The organism is Enterobacter sp. 2VL (genome assembly GCF_005503595.1).
In the GTDB taxonomy this organism is placed as follows: domain Bacteria; phylum Pseudomonadota; class Gammaproteobacteria; order Enterobacterales; family Enterobacteriaceae; genus Enterobacter; species Enterobacter cancerogenus.
In genome coordinates this window covers 81,603-98,469 of the sequence record NZ_SCNE01000003.1, presented here as the reverse complement: position 1 = coordinate 98,469, position 16,867 = coordinate 81,603, and the positions used below count along the sequence as shown (strand labels likewise).

At 41.6% G+C, this 16,867-nt stretch carries 14 protein-coding genes; 13 read left to right on the top strand and 1 reads right to left on the bottom strand.

From position 1 onward, the window contains the following. The first annotated feature begins 43 nt into the window (after positions 1 to 43). From pseB to ugd, 13 genes are all read left to right on the top strand, one after another. On the top strand, positions 44 to 1,042 hold the full coding sequence (pseB, locus tag FFS28_RS08730; RefSeq protein WP_137849329.1) for a UDP-N-acetylglucosamine 4,6-dehydratase (inverting): 999 nt from the start codon (positions 44 to 46) through the stop codon (positions 1,040 to 1,042). Beyond that, the gene (gene pseC / locus FFS28_RS08725; RefSeq protein ID WP_137849328.1) at positions 1,042 to 2,193 is read left to right on the top strand and encodes a UDP-4-amino-4,6-dideoxy-N-acetyl-beta-L-altrosamine transaminase; all 1,152 of its coding nucleotides are present in this window, start codon (positions 1,042 to 1,044) and stop codon (positions 2,191 to 2,193) included. The genes pseB and pseC overlap by 1 nt, the downstream gene beginning before the upstream one ends. Further along, the gene (gene pseF / locus FFS28_RS08720; RefSeq protein ID WP_137849327.1) at positions 2,194 to 2,904 is read left to right on the top strand and encodes a pseudaminic acid cytidylyltransferase; all 711 of its coding nucleotides are present in this window, start codon (positions 2,194 to 2,196) and stop codon (positions 2,902 to 2,904) included. It abuts the gene before it with no gap. Further along, entirely contained in the window at positions 2,882 to 4,414 is a 1,533-nt protein-coding gene (gene pseG, locus FFS28_RS08715) for a UDP-2,4-diacetamido-2,4,6-trideoxy-beta-L-altropyranose hydrolase (RefSeq protein ID WP_137849326.1), read from the top strand. The genes pseF and pseG overlap by 23 nt, the downstream gene beginning before the upstream one ends. Beyond that, positions 4,414 to 5,463 carry a pseudaminic acid synthase gene (gene pseI, locus FFS28_RS08710; protein WP_137849325.1) on the top strand — a complete coding sequence of 350 codons (1,050 nt, stop codon included), beginning with the start codon at positions 4,414 to 4,416 and terminating at the stop codon, positions 5,461 to 5,463. The genes pseG and pseI overlap by 1 nt, the downstream gene beginning before the upstream one ends. Positions 5,464 to 5,482: 19 nt before the next feature. After that, complete coding sequence (locus tag FFS28_RS08705) at positions 5,483 to 6,640, top strand: hypothetical protein (RefSeq protein ID WP_137849324.1); 1,158 nt, start codon at positions 5,483 to 5,485, stop codon at positions 6,638 to 6,640. Further along, positions 6,637 to 8,043 carry a DUF6418 domain-containing protein gene (locus FFS28_RS08700; RefSeq protein ID WP_137849323.1) on the top strand — a complete coding sequence of 469 codons (1,407 nt, stop codon included), beginning with the start codon at positions 6,637 to 6,639 and terminating at the stop codon, positions 8,041 to 8,043. Before FFS28_RS08705 ends, FFS28_RS08700 begins: the two co-directional genes overlap by 4 nt. After that, positions 7,988 to 9,100 (top strand): glycosyltransferase WbsX family protein, encoded by a 1,113-nt coding sequence (locus FFS28_RS08695; RefSeq protein ID WP_137849322.1) that lies wholly within the window; start codon positions 7,988 to 7,990, stop codon positions 9,098 to 9,100. Before FFS28_RS08700 ends, FFS28_RS08695 begins: the two co-directional genes overlap by 56 nt. A gap of 2 nt (positions 9,101 to 9,102) precedes the next feature. Continuing rightward, entirely contained in the window at positions 9,103 to 10,326 is a 1,224-nt protein-coding gene (locus tag FFS28_RS08690) for a lipopolysaccharide biosynthesis protein (RefSeq protein ID WP_137849321.1), read from the top strand. After that, positions 10,319 to 11,260 carry a glycosyltransferase family 2 protein gene (locus FFS28_RS08685; protein WP_137849320.1) on the top strand — a complete coding sequence of 314 codons (942 nt, stop codon included), beginning with the start codon at positions 10,319 to 10,321 and terminating at the stop codon, positions 11,258 to 11,260. Before FFS28_RS08690 ends, FFS28_RS08685 begins: the two co-directional genes overlap by 8 nt. 53 nt (positions 11,261 to 11,313) lie before the next feature. Further along, complete coding sequence (gene wbaP, locus FFS28_RS08680; RefSeq protein WP_502704966.1) at positions 11,314 to 12,693, top strand: undecaprenyl-phosphate galactose phosphotransferase WbaP; 1,380 nt, start codon at positions 11,314 to 11,316, stop codon at positions 12,691 to 12,693. Positions 12,694 to 12,843: 150 nt separating this feature from the next. Then, on the top strand, positions 12,844 to 14,250 hold the full coding sequence (gene gnd / locus FFS28_RS08675; RefSeq protein WP_137849319.1) for an NADP-dependent phosphogluconate dehydrogenase: 1,407 nt from the start codon (positions 12,844 to 12,846) through the stop codon (positions 14,248 to 14,250). A gap of 227 nt (positions 14,251 to 14,477) precedes the next feature. After that, complete coding sequence (gene ugd / locus FFS28_RS08670; protein WP_137849318.1) at positions 14,478 to 15,644, top strand: UDP-glucose 6-dehydrogenase; 1,167 nt, start codon at positions 14,478 to 14,480, stop codon at positions 15,642 to 15,644. A gap of 52 nt (positions 15,645 to 15,696) precedes the next feature. Here the strand turns inward: ugd and FFS28_RS08665 are convergent, their stop codons facing one another. Further along, positions 15,697 to 16,701 (bottom strand): NAD-dependent epimerase, encoded by a 1,005-nt coding sequence (locus tag FFS28_RS08665; RefSeq protein WP_137849317.1) that lies wholly within the window; start codon positions 16,699 to 16,701, stop codon positions 15,697 to 15,699. Positions 16,702 to 16,867: the final 166 nt, after the last annotated feature.

Genomic DNA, 16,867 nt, shown 5'->3' with positions numbered 1-16,867 from the left:
ATTGTTGGCAAGTCGCCTAACAAATTTGAATAGAGTAAATATCATGTTTAATGACAAAGTAATTCTTGTTACTGGTGGTACAGGTTCTTTTGGCAATAAATTTGTTCGTATGACGCTTGAAAAATATAATCCGAAAAAGATTATTATTTATTCTCGTGATGAAATGAAGCAATGGGAAATGGCTAAACATTTCAAAGATGAAAGCCGTATTCGCTTCTTCATTGGGGATGTGCGCGATAAAGATCGCCTGTACCGTGCGCTGGATGGCGTTGATTTTGTGGTACACGCGGCCGCAACTAAAATCGTGCCAACAGCAGAATACAACCCTTTCGAATGTGTAAAAACCAATATCAATGGTGCAATGAACGTTATCGATGCCTGTATCGACAAAGGTATTGAGCGCGTTGTTGCACTATCTACTGACAAAGCTAGCAGCCCTGCGAACCTTTATGGTGCGACAAAACTGGCCTCCGACAAGCTTTTTGTCGCCGGTAACTCTTATTCTGGTGCCACCAAAACCCGCTTTGCCGTGGTACGCTATGGCAATGTGATGGGTTCTCGTGGTTCTGTTATCCCATTCTTCCTGTCCATCAAAGACAAGGGCGAACTGCCAATCACCGATGACCGCATGACCCGCTTTATGATCACCCTTGAGCAGGGCGTTGAGCTGGTATGGCATGCCTTTAACGACATGGAAGGCGGCGAGATCTACGTTAAGAAAATCCCTTCAATGAAGGTAACGGATGTCGCAACAGCCGTTGCGCCAGATGCTGCTCAGAAAGTGATTGGTATTCGTCCTGGTGAGAAATTGCATGAACAGATGATCAGTGCAGAAGATGCGCATTATACCTATGAGTATCCAGAACACTTTAAAATCCTTCCTGCCATCCATAACTGGTGCGACTCTCCAGAACGTATTAAAGATGGCAAGCGCGTTCCAGAAGGCTTCGTTTACGAGAGTGATAGCAATGCAGAATGGATGAGCATTGAAGAGCTTCGTCAATGGATTGATGATAATCGCGATAAAGTAGGCAATATCTAATGAAATTTATCCCCTACGGAAGGCAGGATATCTCTGATGAAGATATCAATGCAGTAGTGAGCGTACTGAAGTCTGATTTCTTGACTCAGGGGCCATGTGTTCCACAGTTTGAGCAGGCAATCGCTGACTATGTCGGCGTTAAACATGCAGTGGCGGTTAACAGCGCGACTTCTGCACTTCATATTGCATGCCTGGCGCTGGGGCTGAAAAAAGGCGACTGGCTTTGGACTTCGCCTAACACCTTCGTGGCTTCGGCAAACTGTGCGCTCTATTGCGATGCAAATGTAAGCTTTGTTGATATCGACCCACAGACTTACAACATGAGCGTTACCGCGCTGAAAACCAAACTCATTGCTGCGAAAGCTGAAGGCACATTGCCTAAAATTGTTGTACCGGTAGCGTTTGCTGGACAGTCATGCGATATGGAAGCGATCCATCAGCTTTCGAAAGAGTATGGTTTTGCTATTATAGAAGATGCGTCCCATGCCATCGGCGGCAACTACCAGAGTGCCAAAATTGGCAACTCTCGTTTTGCTGATATCACCATTCTGAGTTTCCACCCAGTTAAGATCATCACCACGGCGGAAGGCGGAATGGCGCTGACGAATAATGATTCGCTGGCTGAAAGTATGCAGCTTTTCCGCAGTCATGGCATTACGCGTGACGAAGATAAAATGACCAAAGCGTCAGAAGGTGGTTGGTACTACCAGCAGGTTGATCTTGGTTTGAACTACCGCATGACTGAACTGCAGGCAGCACTGGGTGTGACCCAACTTAAGCGTATCGACGGTTTTGTGGCGCGTCGCCATGAACTCGCAAAACGTTATCATACTGCGTTTGATGGCATTCCCGTGTCGACACCTCTGCAATCAGAGAGTTGTTACAGTGCATTGCATCTTTACCCGTTAACGGTAAACGATCCTGCCATGCGCAAGCCATTGTTTGATTACATGCGTGACAAAGGTATCGGTGTTAACGTTCATTATATCCCCGTTCACACTCAACCGTATTATGAGCAATTAGGGCATAAAGCAGGAGATTACCCGGTCGCGGAGGACTATTACGCGCGTGCGATTAGCATCCCTATGTACTCCACGTTAACTGATGAAGAGCAGGAGTACGTCATCCAGTGCATTCGGGAGTTCTTTTAAATGAATGTGGCAATCATTCCTGCGCGTGGTGGCAGTAAGCGTATTCCACGCAAAAACATTAAAGAATTTTGTGGGAAACCAATGATTGCCTGGTCCATTGAAGCCGCTCAAAAGAGCGGCGTCTTTGACCGAGTCATTGTATCAACTGATGATAAAGAGATAGCGGAAGTTGCGCATGAATATGGTGCAGAAGTGCCATTTATTCGTCCAGAAGAGCTTTCGAATGATTTTGCTGGTACCATTCCTGTTATTCGCCATGCCACTGAATGGCTCATAAGCAGCGGTTATGAGGTAGATTTTGTATGCTGTATCTACGCTACTGCGCCCTTTATTCGTGCTGAGGATATTGTTCGCGGGCTAGTAACCCTCGGTGAACAACAAGGCGATTACGCATTTACCGTTACCAGATTCCCTTATCCTATCCAACGGGCACTGAAAGTCAGCAACGAACAGCGTATAAGTATGTTCTCACCAGAAATGTTCAATGTTCGTTCTCAAGATCTTGAAGAGTCCTGGCACGATGCAGGTCAATTTTACTGGGGAACATCATTTGCATGGTTGAATGAAAAGCCGATTTTTAGCGCAGACTCTTATTCGATCGAACTTCCGCGTGAACGAGTCCAGGATATTGATACACCTGAAGACTGGCGTGTAGCAGAGTGGTTGTTTAAAACCATGGAGTTTAAAAATGAACGTGTATCTGCGGGCTGACTCATCTCTTTCGATAGGCTCAGGGCATATAATCCGATGCCTGAACTTGGCAAAGGCACTAAAAAAAGCAGGCGCGCAGTGCACATTCGTATCTAAAAACCATCACGGAAATATTTTAGAAAAAATCATACAGGAAAAATTTCCTTTAAAAGTAATTACCGCATTAGACAAACCTGACGTTTATGTTCGGGATGAAAAATCATGGCTCGATGGTAACCAGTGCGATGATGCTGAGCAGTTTGTTAGTTTAGTAGCAGAGAATTGCCGTTCTCCGAATATTATCGTCGTAGACCATTATTCGCTTGATCGAGAATGGGAAGCGATTGTAAAAGCACGGTTTCCTGAAGCTTATTTAGTAGTTATAGATGATCTGTGCAATCGGCCACATTGCGGTGATTTAATTATTGATCAAACATATCAGCGTAACGCAAGAGATTATGTAAAATTCAATGAAAATAATGGCAAGGTTTTGGCTGGCACCAATTTTGCTTTAATTAGCCCTATATTCTCGCAGTTAAGAGATCAATCAATTTCCAGAAAAGCTGGCATTAAAAAGCCCAAAAAACTTATGCTAACAATGGGCGGTGTCGATGCACAAAACATTGCGGGGAAAATGCTGGAATGTTTAGAACATCTCGATTTTGAAAACATTGAAAAAATATCTGTCATTTTAGGTGCTGCTTGTCCGCATGGCGAAGAGATCGCTATGCTTGCCAGTAAATCAAAATACTGTGTTGAAGTCCTGTTCAATGTTTCTAATATGGCTGAATTAATGTTAGAACATGACTTTGCTATAGGCGCATTAGGGGGGACTACATGGGAACGCTGCGTAATGGGGTTGCCAGCAGTGAATGTTGTTATTGCGGATAATCAAAGAACTATAGCCAATAATTTGGCAGAGGCAGGGGCAATTATAATGAATGCTGAAAAATTCAACGCCTCTGATCTCGGCACAGCCTTAACACATTTGGTCACTCATTATCATGTACAGCGACTCCTTGCTATGAATATATGTGATGGTCAAGGTCTTTTCAGGGTTACTCAGGAAATGATACTTATTCCGGCAAAAGATGGAATCAATGTATTTCTTCGTCAAGCGACATGTGATGATATTGACTTTGTATATCAGCTTCAATGTGAACCAAAGACACGGCAGTTTGCGCGCAACCCTGAGATTCCTGAATATGAAAAGCACGTTAAATGGATGCAGCGTAAGTTAGCGGCTAGTGATTCTTTCTTTTACATCATTGAACACATTGCAGCATGTGGCGTCATTCGATTGGATCCTGTTGAACATGTCGAGGCTAGATATGAACTATCTATCTTTTTAACCTCAGCAAGTCATGGCAAAGGCATTGCGAGAGCAGCTATCAAGCGAACGTTAATGCTGCATAATGATATTTCGATACTGGCTACCGTTTTGCCAGAGAATAATGCATCACATCAGTTATTTGAGCGTCTTGGTTTTTTTAAAATGTCTCCCAGCGAATATATTAGCGAGAAAAAATAATGAACGAGTTTATTACAATTGATGGTCGTCGAATTGGAAAGGACTATCCTCCTTATATTATAGCTGAACTATCAGCGAACCATAATGGTGATATCGACCGCGCCTTCAAAATTATGGAAGAAGCGAAAACTGCGGGTGCTAATGCAATCAAATTGCAAACTTACCGTGCAGATACCATTACTATTGATTGTGATACAGAAGATTTTCAGATTCATGGCGGATTATGGAATGGACAGACGCTTTTCAATTTATATAAAGGAGCACAAATGCCATGGGAATGGCACAAGCCTTTATTTGAAAAAGCAAAAGAGCTTGGGATTACTATTTTTAGCAGCCCATTCGATTTTACAGCAGTCGATCTGCTTGAAGAGTTAGGCGCACCGGCATATAAAATTGCTTCTTTCGAGGCTATAGATTTACCATTAATCAAATATGTTGCCAAAACTGGTAAGCCAATGATTATCTCAACCGGTATGGCTGATGAGCAGGAGATTCAGGAAGCGATTAATGCCGCACGCGAAGGCGGGTGTAAGGAACTTGTCGTTTTACATTGTGTTAGCGGCTATCCGGCACCAGCTGAAGACTACAACCTTGCAACGATTCCAGATATGGCTGAACGTTTCGGTGTAATTACTGGATTGTCGGATCATACAATTGATAACACAACGGCAATAGCATCGGTTGTGCTTGGTGCAAATGTGATTGAAAAACACGTTACATTGGATCGCAATGGCGGTGGGCCAGATGATAGTTTTTCACTTGAACCTGCAGAGCTGTTTGCATTATGTCGTGATGCAAAAACGGCCTGGCAGGCTTTAGGCAGTGTAAACTATGCACGGAAAGAGAGTGAAAAAGGAAATGTAAAGTTCCGGCGTTCACTTTATGTTGTTAAAGACATTAAAGCCGGGGACGTCTTCACCCCAGATAATATAAAGAGTATCCGACCTGGCTTTGGTGTCCCGCCGAAGCACTACGAAGAATTTATTGGAAAAACTTCACTCTGCGATATTAAAATGGGTGAACCGCTTAAGTTTGCATATATTAGATAGCTGAGAAGGGAGTTTAAGATTGAACACCGATGATGTTTATGAGTATGTTGAAAAAAGAAATAATAAAGATGTAAATTTCAAAAGCAATATTGCTCAGCTATATAAAAATAATGCAAAATGGATTGTCCCCTTTTATGATGTTTTAGTAAAGTCCATTTTTTTTTGGCTCATACCTAAAGGTAACAAAAAATATTTTTTCTTAGGAACTCGCTTTGCTAATTTGATTACAGCATTGCCAAAAAATGAAATTTGCATCATCGGTGGTCCCAAACAGTTACTTTTTTGTCTTAAAAATAACATTAGCTATCTTCCAAACGGAACCTTCTGGAATGTTTTAAGTATTGGTTTTGAAAGAGATATTCATGCGCAACTAACAATGCTTTCATCAAAAATGAAGCACAATTTTATGAAAGTAATCGACCGCTCAGCGCAGCCACTAATTATTGTCGAAAACGACTCCCTACCACTTCAGAGGGTATTTTGTAACATTGCTAGCGCGGTTAACATCAAAACAGTATGTATACAACATGGATTATTTCAATCTAAAACTGACGCTGAAACAATTGATGGTTGGATATGCGATTACTTCGTTTGTTATGATAATAATCAGAAAAATGTAGTTACCGGGTTAGGTCTTGATTCAACCAAAGTCGTTATAGGTGGTTTTTATGAGCCTATAAAAAAAATAACTAACATTGAGTACTCTAACCCAATAAGAGTTTGCTTTCTTGGTCAACCGTGGTTCAAATATGGGGAAAAATACAAACAAAAATATTTGGCTATTATAGAACTGCTATCATCACAGTTAAGCAAGGATGCTATACTTTATAATTTCAAGGCCCATCCTTGGGAAACAGATGCTCCATATCTTCAAAATATGAAAAATATTTATCATGGAAATATGGAAGATGCAATTAGAGATCATGATGTATTTCTATCGCTCACCTCAACTGCGTTACTTGAAGTAACTATGTCAGGCAAGGTTAGTATTCAAATATATGATCCACAATTTAATTGTGATAATTTTGAAATGCTCGGCTATGCATATACTATTCAAAGCGAGGATCTCGAAAAATTATTACTTCCAACAATCAATAATCCGCCATTTAGTTTAGAAATGCCAGGTTTTGATAATTTAGTGTACCAGATTGAAGAGCTTTCAAAGGTGAATATGTGAAATCATCTCTTGGAATAAATTTATATCCGATTGCAACATTATTTATTTCTCTTACGGCGGTTATTGCAGTTTCCATTTTTCCAGAGTTATATCTAATTTCAGGATTCTTTAGCGTCTTATTGTTTATTTTGTTTTGCAAGCATCTGTATCAGAAGCAACAATATTTTTTCTTTTTGCTTATGCCATTTATATTTCCACATTTCACAGCAATAGTTTCGAATATATCGCTTGAAACGGGAGCGTTTATAGAGGAGTTACAAGTTACCTCATATGCAACGGGAGGGGTAACCAGATTAGTTTTTTATTTATTATCCTTTTTTGTTATTGGGATGTTTTCATTTGGTATTATAAACAAATATAGAATAAATCGTTTTAGTTTTACGCTGAAAGGTGATTATTTTCTTTTGGAAAAACAATTAATTTTACTTTTTTCAATGTCAATATTCGCAGTACTCACGGTGAGTGCTTTGCTTTGGGGAAGTCCCTTACTTAAAGGAGTGCAGCGATTTGACTATTGGGCATTACATCCATATCCAGGCATTAGAAATTTTTTATACCAAGGCTACTTACTTTCTTTCATTTTAGGTGTTTATATAACAAGGTTAAAATTAAATGGAAGAAATAATTACAAATCCTATATATTGGTCGTGGCACTTTTTTGTGTTTTCAATGTTATTTATGGTGAAAAATTCACCGGCGTTTTTTTAACTTTAATGTATTTCTTTGTCGGGTTGTTTGGGGCCTTAGTGATTTATAAAAAAGTAAAAATCATTAATACCAAAACAGTTCTGTTTTTATTATTGCTGATGTTGATTTTGTATGGCTTGATATATTATCAATACAAATATATACATCAGTTGCCTGGGAGTATATTCTCATTCATTGAAAGTCGTGTGCTCAATTTACAAGGTGAAGTATGGTGGGCGATAGATGAACTTAATCCATCCGGGAATGGTATTGCTTATTTGTACACCTATAACCAAAATTGCAAATTAACGGGAGGGCTGTACTCATTAATGTACCAAATAGCTCCTGTAAGCCTCGTTGACTCTTATTGTGAGCGAGGCATTACGTTTACAATGGGTTACCCTGCAATATTAATTTCCTCTGTGGGTTATATTAGTGGATACTTTTTGAATTTAATGTTCGCGGTTTTAATTGGTGTAACATTATTTTTAATAAAGAAATCAATTGAATATCCCAATATCATTTCGCTTTTCTTATCAGCGAAAGTATTATTAATAGAAACCCATGCATTCAACATGGGAAACATTTACAATGTCGTCGATATCAAATTCTTCATATATTTCTTGTTATTATTAATATTTTCTGAACTAAGGTTGAAAAATGCACAAGTTAGTAGCCATGTATTTACCTCAATTCCATCCAGTAAAACGGAATAATGAATGGTGGGGGGAAGGGTTTACTGAGTGGCGTAATGTTGTCAAGGCAAGACCTCGTTTCAAAGGTCATCATCAACCGCAGCTTCCGGCAGATTTGGGGTATTACGATTTACGTCTTGCTGCTACAAGAAATAAACAAGCCGAAATGGCAAGAGAATATGGTATCCATGGTTTCTGCTACTATCATTATTGGTTTAATGGGGAGCTGTTGTTAGAGCAACCAGTTGAAGATATGTTAACTACTGGTGCGCCTGATTTTCCATTCTGCTTATGTTGGGCGAATGAAAACTGGACTCGCGCCTGGGATGGGATGGAGCGAGAAGTTTTGATTAAACAAGATTACACTGATGCTGATGCATCAGCCCATATGAAATATCTTGCGCCATACTTTTTAGATCGTCGTCATATTTTGGTCGAAGGAAAACCTGTTTTCTTAATTTACCGTGTTGATAATATCCCTGAGCCAAAAAACTATATCGAACGCCTTAGAAAATATGCGAGTGAAAATGGCGTAGCAGAACTGCACCTTGTTGCTGTTAAAAATGGATTTGTTGAACTGAACGATGAAGCAATTCTCTCCCTTGGTTTCGATGCGATTATGGATTTCCAGCCAAATCGTAATGATTTTCCAAAGGAAAATAAGTCTTCATCTCAGTTTATTGTTGATACCGCCCGTAAAATTCTACCAACAACAATTTACCAAGCGCTGAAAGGTAGTGTTTCGGCCGTTAACCGTATTGATTATAAGCAACTTGTTGCAGAGAAAGTGGCGCAAGAATGGCCAGTAAATTACGTTAAATACCCTGCGGTGTTTCCATCATGGGATAATACTGCTCGAAGAAAAACCCCGACTGTCATCCAAAATAATGATCCAGAAGACTTCCGGAAGTGGCTTGATTATGCGATTAAGTCCACATCTGCCTACGATCATGATAAACAATTTATCTTTATTAACGCCTGGAACGAATGGGCTGAAGGATGTCATCTTGAACCGGATGAAGTCATGGGTAAATCTTTCCTCGAAGTCACTCGTTCTGTTATTCTTGCTAAAAATTAATTGTGAAACTTTATAATTTACTCATTCGCGGAGCAACTTTGGCAAGTCGCTTCGTTTTGGTAATTTTTATTGCTAAGTTCCTCTCAACAGAGGAACTTGGTGCGTATTCATTATTTTCTGCTTCGATTACGTACGCACTTTTTTTTGTCGGTATGGATTTTTATACCTTTTCCTCCCGAGAAATATTGTCAGTTGATAAACCATTGTGGTATGGAATTATAAAAAATCAATACATTTTCTATTTTATTTTCTACCTCATTGCTTTTCCATTGATATATAGTTTCTTTTATTTAGGTTTTCTTCCAAAACAATTTATTATTTGGTTTTATCTGATCCTTATTGCCGAGCATTTAGCGCAAGAATCAATGCGATTACTTGTAGTTTTGAATAGGGCCTTTTTGGCAAATGTGGCTCTTTTTATCCGCTCGGGAGTTTGGGTTTACGCTGCAGTATTAGTAATGTTCCTTAATACTGATAAGCGGGAGATAAATGTAATACTAATATTGTGGCTTTTGGGTTCCTGTGTATCGATTTTGCTGGTAGTACCTGAGCTTCTCCGTTTGCGCAAAATTACTGCCGAGGATACTAGCGTTGATTTTGCCTGGATGCGGAAAGGGGTAAAGATCGCTGCCCCCTTACTTATAGGCACACTTGCCCTCCGCTCCATTTATTTGGTTGATAGATATTCTCTAAGTTATTTTAGTAATTTATCAATAGTAGGCATCTATTCTTTTTATTCAAGCTTTGCTAGTGCATTACTTGCTTTTGTTGATGCTGTAGTAGTAATGCAAATATATCCTAAAATAGTAAGTTCAGTGAAAAATAAAGATTTTGAAGGATTGGCTCATTTTAGAAAAAAATTTATAAGAGCTGTTTCTTTTTTAAGTTTAACGCTAGTGGTTGTTTTACCTGTTGGAGTATATGCACTGTTATTATGGATGAAAAAAACCGAATATATTGAATACATGCCATTACTGGCTGCGCTGATGTTAAGTAGCATTATTTATAGTTATGCCTTACTACCTCACTATGAATTATATGCATATAATGAAGATAAAAAAATAATTATATCATCAGTATTTGCTGCATTGGTGGGCGTAATTACTATGCCAATAGGTGCGTATTTCTTTGGTGTATACGGTGTAGCTATTGGGCAAGTCTTAGCTGTAATGTTTCTGTATATTTATAAAATACTACTTTTAAAAAAGAGAAAGCTATATGCATAAAAATCTCTGTGTAGTGATTCCAACTTGCAATGGCGGTAAAGTATGGGAGGAGGCAGCATTCCAGCTCTCGCATCTTAAAAGCCAGTCAGTATCCGTTGTGACAATTGATTCGGAATCCACTGATGCAACAAGAATCATATCCGAGAAATATGGTTTCATTATACTGGATGTCAAGCGTTCGGAATTTAATCATGGTGGAACGAGAAATATAGCCGCTCGTTATTGTATTGAAAAACTTGATGCGGAAATTATTGTGTTTTTAACGCAAGATGCGATCTTGCAATCACCAAAGGACGCGATTGAAATAATTCTGGAAAAATTTTTTGACAATCCTAAGCTTTCTGCACTATACGGAAAGCAATTGCCACATGATGATGCTAATTATATTGCAAAGCATGCTCGCTATTATAATTATAAAGATAAACCATATATAGCATCTTCAAAAAACTATAAGGAAATGGGTTTGAAAGCTGTTTTCTTATCGAATTCTTTCTCAGCATATAATTCAAAAATTTTTGTTCTGCTTGGCGGTTTTCCTGAAAACACTATTCTATGTGAGGATATGTATTACGCCGCGAAATCTATCCAGAACAATTACTCGATTGGATATTGTCCTGAGATTGTTGCCAAACACTCTCATAATTATACACCATTAGATGAATTCAAAAGATATTTTGATATTGGGGTGTTTCATACTTGTGAAAATTGGATTGGCAACACTTTTGGAGGTGCTGGCGGTGAGGGGAAAAAATTCCTTTTGTCAGAGTTCTTATTTTTAATGAAGCATAATCCTTTTTACATAATCCCAGCTGAAATTAATAATTTCATGAAAATAATTGGTTATAAACTTGGGAAGAATTATCAGAAATTATCACTTTCGAAACGCAAAGCTTTTAGCATGCACAAAGCTTATTGGAAATCGGAGATTAAGTGAACAGGAACATAGCGTCATTACGCACTTTCTTCTACTCAAAGTGCACTGTAGCCTTGGTTGATTTGATAACTTTAATATTACCTTTCTTCTTGGCATTAGGGTTACTTGATCTTTTTACAGGAAATTTGCCTCGTTTCATACCACAAAGTGAGTTTGATGACCGTGTAATTACCCATATTTCACTGTCTGTAATTTGTGTTAGCTGGTTTTGGATAAGATTAAGGCATTACTCGTATAGAAAACCGTTTTGGTTTGAATTGAAAGAGTTATTACGCACGTTGGTTATCTTTGCTGTAATTGAACTTTCAGTCATTGCTTTTTCTAAGTGGCAATCATCACGTTATCTTTGGGTTTTAACCTGGATGTTCGCGATGATGATGGTACCTGTTGGTCGCGCTTTGTCACGGAGAATACTTGATCGTCTCGGTTGCTGGAAAAAAACCACCGTCATTATCGGTTCAGGGAAAAATGCATTTGAGGCATGCCTGGCTCTTCGTAGCGAAGAAAGCATGGGATTCGATGTAAGGTATATGTTTGATGTTTCTGCCAGATATAATGATCAACTACAAAATATAACTTATATCAATGATGAATCATGGCTGCTTAGTTCTTTCAGCGGTAAAGTTGTTCAGTTCGTTATCGCGGTTGAATCTCATGAATCTGATGTGAGAGATTATTGGCTTAAAACTTTATCGAAGCATGGTTTTCGACATGTATCTGTTATCCCTACCACGCGAGGGTTGCCGTTATATGGAACTGATATGGCATTTTTATTCAGTCATGAAGTCATGATTTTCCGTGTAAATAACAATCTGGCAAAAAGGACATCGCGCTTCGTTAAGCGAACATTCGATATAATATGTTCTTTCTTAATAATACTCGTAAGTTCGCCATTATTGATCTATCTATACTATAAGGTTACGCGAGATGGTGGTCCAGCAATATATGGGCATATGCGTGTAGGTCGTCATGGAAAATTATTTCCCTGTTACAAATTCCGTTCAATGGTGCTGAACTCTCAGGAAGTATTAGAAGAATTACTAGCATCAGATTCCTCAGCGCGTGAAGAATGGAATCGTGATTTTAAATTGAAAAATGATCCGCGAATCACTTCTGTAGGTAAGTTTATACGTAAGACTAGTCTGGACGAGTTGCCACAACTTTTCAATGTCTTGAAAGGACAAATGAGTTTGGTTGGCCCACGTCCAATTATATCTGAAGAGTTGGCTCGTTATGATGATAATGTTGATTATTATTTAATGGCAAAACCGGGCATGACAGGTTTATGGCAGGTGAGCGGTCGAAATGATGTTGATTACGATACGCGTGTCTACTTTGATTCCTGGTATGTTAAAAATTGGTCGCTATGGAATGACATTGCTATTCTATTCAAAACTGTGAAAGTTGTCCTTCATCGTGACGGCGCATATTAATGCACCAATAACCGATTTTTGAACGTATAAAGTTCATTCTACAGAAGACATCTATTGCTACCTTTAGGTCGCTGACCTGGGTTAACATGTTCTTCACTTTACCCGCCGACTCTGTTACGGCGGGGTATTCACACCTGACAGGAGTATGTAATGTCCAAGCAACAGATCGGCGTTGTCGGTATGGCAGTGATGGGGCGCAACCTGGCGCTCAACATCGAAAGCCGTGGTTATACCGTCTCCGTTTTCAACCGCTCCCGTGAAAAAACCGAAGAAGTGATTGCCGAGAACCCAGGCAAGAAACTGGTTCCTTTCTATACGGTTAAAGAGTTTGTTGAGTCTCTCGAAACGCCACGTCGTATCCTGTTAATGGTGAAAGCGGGCGCGGGTACCGATGCTGCTATCGATTCATTGAAACCGTATCTGGATAAAGGCGACATCATTATTGATGGTGGCAATACTTTCTACCATGACACTATCCGTCGTAACCGTGAATTGTCAGCTGAAGGGTTCAACTTCATCGGTACCGGTGTGTCCGGTGGTGAAGAGGGTGCCCTGAAAGGCCCATCTATCATGCCTGGCGGTCAGAAAGAAGCGTATGAGCTGGTCGCACCAATCCTGACTAAAATTGCTGCTGTTGCTGAAGACGGCGAGCCGTGTGTAACTTATATCGGTGCTGATGGTGCTGGCCACTATGTGAAGATGGTTCACAATGGCATCGAATACGGCGACATGCAACTGATCGCGGAAGCTTACTCCCTGCTAAAAGGCGGCCTGAATCTCTCCAATGAAGAGCTGGCTGAGACCTTCACCGATTGGAATAAAGGCGAGCTGAACAGCTACCTGATCGACATCACCAAAGATATCTTCACTAAGAAAGATGAAGAAGGTAAATACCTGGTCGATGTGATTCTGGATGAAGCTGCTAACAAAGGTACCGGTAAGTGGACCAGCCAGAGCTCGCTGGATCTGGGCGAGCCACTGTCCCTGATCACCGAGTCCGTCTTCGCGCGTTACATCTCTTCTCTGAAAGAGCAGCGCGTTGCAGCATCTAAAGTGCTGTCTGGCCCGCAGGCGAAACCCGCCGGTGATAAAGCCGAGTTCGTTGAGAAAGTCCGTCGTGCGTTGTATCTCGGTAAAATCGTCTCTTATGCACAGGGCTTCTCGCAGCTGCGCGCCGCTTCTGACGAAAACAATTGGGATCTTAACTACGGCGAAATCGCGAAGATCTTCCGCGCTGGCTGCATCATTCGCGCCCAGTTCCTGCAGAAAATCACCGATGCCTATTCTGAAAATGCGGGGATCGCGAACCTGCTGTTGGCGCCGTACTTCAAGAAAATTGCCGACGAATACCAGCAGGCGCTGCGTGACGTGGTTGCTTATGCCGTGCAGAACGGCATTCCGGTTCCAACCTTCTCTGCCGCTGTAGCATATTACGATAGCTATCGTGCAGCCGTACTGCCTGCGAACCTGATTCAGGCGCAGCGCGACTATTTCGGCGCGCACACCTATAAGCGCACTGATAAAGAAGGTGTGTTCCACACCGAATGGCTGGATTAATTTAATCTACTCGATGCCATCAGAACCCGGAGAAAAGCTCCGGGTTTTTTTTGCTCTAAAAAAGTTGATTGTTATTCGAAGTAGTCTGAATGTCGCCCCGTTAACAGGCAATACTCCTGCTTCGCCTTGACAGTTCTGTCGGCCTGGAGGTACAAAGCCCAACAGTTATGTTTATCGCGATGGTCATTTGACCATCAGTACAGTTAACTTACGGAAGTCATTAGCGAATGAAAATAACAATCTCCGGTACAGGCTATGTTGGTTTATCGAACGGTATTCTGATTGCGCAGAACCACGAAGTGGTAGCGCTTGATATCGTCCAGTCTAAAGTGGACATGCTTAATCAGAAGAAGTCCCCGATTGTTGATACAGAGATTCAGGACTACCTGGCGAATAAACCGCTGAACTTCCGCGCCACCACGGACAAAGAGGATGCCTACCGCGACGCGGATTATGTTATCATCGCGACGCCAACGGATTACGATCCTAAAACGAACTATTTCAACACCTCTACCGTTGAAGCCGTTATCAAAGATGTCATCTCAATCAACCCTAATGCCGTGATGATCATCAAGTCGACCATTCCTGTCGGCTTTACCAAATCTATCAAAGAAGAGTTGGGTATTGATAATGTCTTCTTCTCGCCAGAGTTCCTGCGTGAGGGCAGGGCGTTATACGATAACCTGCACCCCTCCCGTATCGTGATTGGTGAGCGCTCTGAGCGTGCGGAGCGTTTTGCTGCGCTGCTCCAGGAAGGCGCAATTAAAAAGGATATCCCGGTTCTGTTTACGGACTCCACCGAAGCAGAAGCGATTAAGCTGTTCGCGAATACCTATCTGGCTATGCGCGTAGCGTACTTCAACGAGTTAGACAGCTATGCAGAGAGCCTGGGCCTGAACACGCGCCAGATTATCGAAGGCGTGTGCCTTGACCCGCGCATCGGCAACCACTACAACAACCCGTCGTTTGGCTATGGTGGCTACTGCTTGCCAAAAGATACCAAGCAACTGCTGGCTAACTATCAGGCGGTGCCGAACAACCTGATCTCTGCCATCGTTGATGCTAACCGCACGCGTAAAGACTTCATCTCCGATTCGATCCTGGCGCGTCAGCCGAAGACGGTGGGTGTCTATCGTCTGATTATGAAGAGCGGCTCCGATAACTTCCGCGCGTCTTCCATTCAGGGGATCATGAAGCGTATTAAGGCTAAAGGCGTTCAGGTTATTATCTATGAACCTGCGATGCAGGAAGATGAGTTCTTCCACTCACGCGTGATTCGCGATCTGGATGCCTTTAAGAAAGAAGCGGATGTAATTATCTCAAACCGTATGGCGGAAGAGTTGGCGGATGTAGAGGATAAGGTTTATACCCGCGATCTGTTCGGAAGCGACTGAGTTTTACTCTGTTGCCCATAAAAAACCCGGCTATTACGCCGGGTTTTCTGTTTTAAACCTGATAGAAATTTCGGTACCAGTCGACAAAGTGCTTCACCCCATCTTTCACTGAAGTCTGTGGTTTAAAACCAATCACCTCATACAGCGCCTGAGTATCGGCGCTGGTTTCCAGCACGTCACCCGGCTGGATCGGCATCATATTTTTCTCGGCCTCTTTCCCTAGCGCATCTTCCAGCGCGGTAATGTAATCCATGAGTTCAACAGGAGAGCTGTTGCCGATGTTATAGACGCGATACGGTGCAGAGCTGGTTGCTGGCGAACCGCTCTCAACGGTCCATTGCGCATTGGCTTGAGGGATAACGTCCTGCAGGCGGATGATGGCTTCGGCGATATCATCGATATAGGTGAAGTCTCGTTTCATCTTGCCGTAGTTGTAAACATCGATCGGCTTACCTTCGATCATCGCTTTGGTGAACTTGAACAGCGCCATGTCCGGACGCCCCCACGGGCCGTACACAGTAAAGAAGCGCAGGCCGGTCGTTGGCAGGTTGTACAGATGAGAATAGGTATGCGACATCAGCTCATTGGCCTTTTTAGTTGCCGCGTAAAGCGAAACAGGGTGATCCACTGAATCGTCCGTTGAGAAAGGCATCTTACGGTTGAGCCCATAAACGGAGCTGGAAGAGGCATAAAGCAGGTGTTGAACCTTATTGTGTCGACAGCCTTCCAGCACGTTGAGATGACCCACCAGGTTGGCATCCGCATAAGCATGTGGGTTATCCAGCGAGTAGCGAACCCCTGCCTGAGCGGCCAGGTGGAGCACACGGTCAAACTTTTCATCGGCGAAGAGCGCAGCCATGCCTTCACGGTCGGCTAAATCCAGTTTATGGAAAGAGAAATTGTCGGATTTGAGCAGATCCAGACGCGCCAGCTTAAGGTTGGGGTCATAGTAGTCATTCAGGTTATCAATACCTACGACCTGATGGCCAGCATCCAGAAGTCGCTTGCTGACATGCGAACCGATAAAACCTGCTGCGCCCGTTACCAAAAATTTCATATCTTTCCTCGTTAACGCTTCGTTCTTGTTGGTGCACAGGGCACCAGATTGTGACTATGATAACGCGTTGCTGATAAGTTACATAACGCATCTTTACGATATAACTCATCGAATTCCTATAGAAAAATCCGCAGTAACAGATAAACTACGTAAACATAATTTTTTT

Coding starts and splice junctions, on each gene's coding strand:
- pseB (WP_137849329.1), top strand. CDS start 44: ATGTTTAATGACAAAGTAATTCTTGTTACTGGTGGTACAGGTTCTTTT.
- pseC (WP_137849328.1), top strand. CDS start 1,042: ATGAAATTTATCCCCTACGGAAGGCAGGATATCTCTGATGAAGATATC.
- pseF (WP_137849327.1), top strand. CDS start 2,194: ATGAATGTGGCAATCATTCCTGCGCGTGGTGGCAGTAAGCGTATTCCA.
- pseG (WP_137849326.1), top strand. CDS start 2,882: ATGAACGTGTATCTGCGGGCTGACTCATCTCTTTCGATAGGCTCAGGG.
- pseI (WP_137849325.1), top strand. CDS start 4,414: ATGAACGAGTTTATTACAATTGATGGTCGTCGAATTGGAAAGGACTAT.
- FFS28_RS08695 (WP_137849322.1), top strand. CDS start 7,988: ATGCACAAGTTAGTAGCCATGTATTTACCTCAATTCCATCCAGTAAAA.
- FFS28_RS08685 (WP_137849320.1), top strand. CDS start 10,319: ATGCATAAAAATCTCTGTGTAGTGATTCCAACTTGCAATGGCGGTAAA.
- gnd (WP_137849319.1), top strand. CDS start 12,844: ATGTCCAAGCAACAGATCGGCGTTGTCGGTATGGCAGTGATGGGGCGC.
- ugd (WP_137849318.1), top strand. CDS start 14,478: ATGAAAATAACAATCTCCGGTACAGGCTATGTTGGTTTATCGAACGGT.
- FFS28_RS08665 (WP_137849317.1), bottom strand. CDS start 16,701: ATGAAATTTTTGGTAACGGGCGCAGCAGGTTTTATCGGTTCGCATGTC.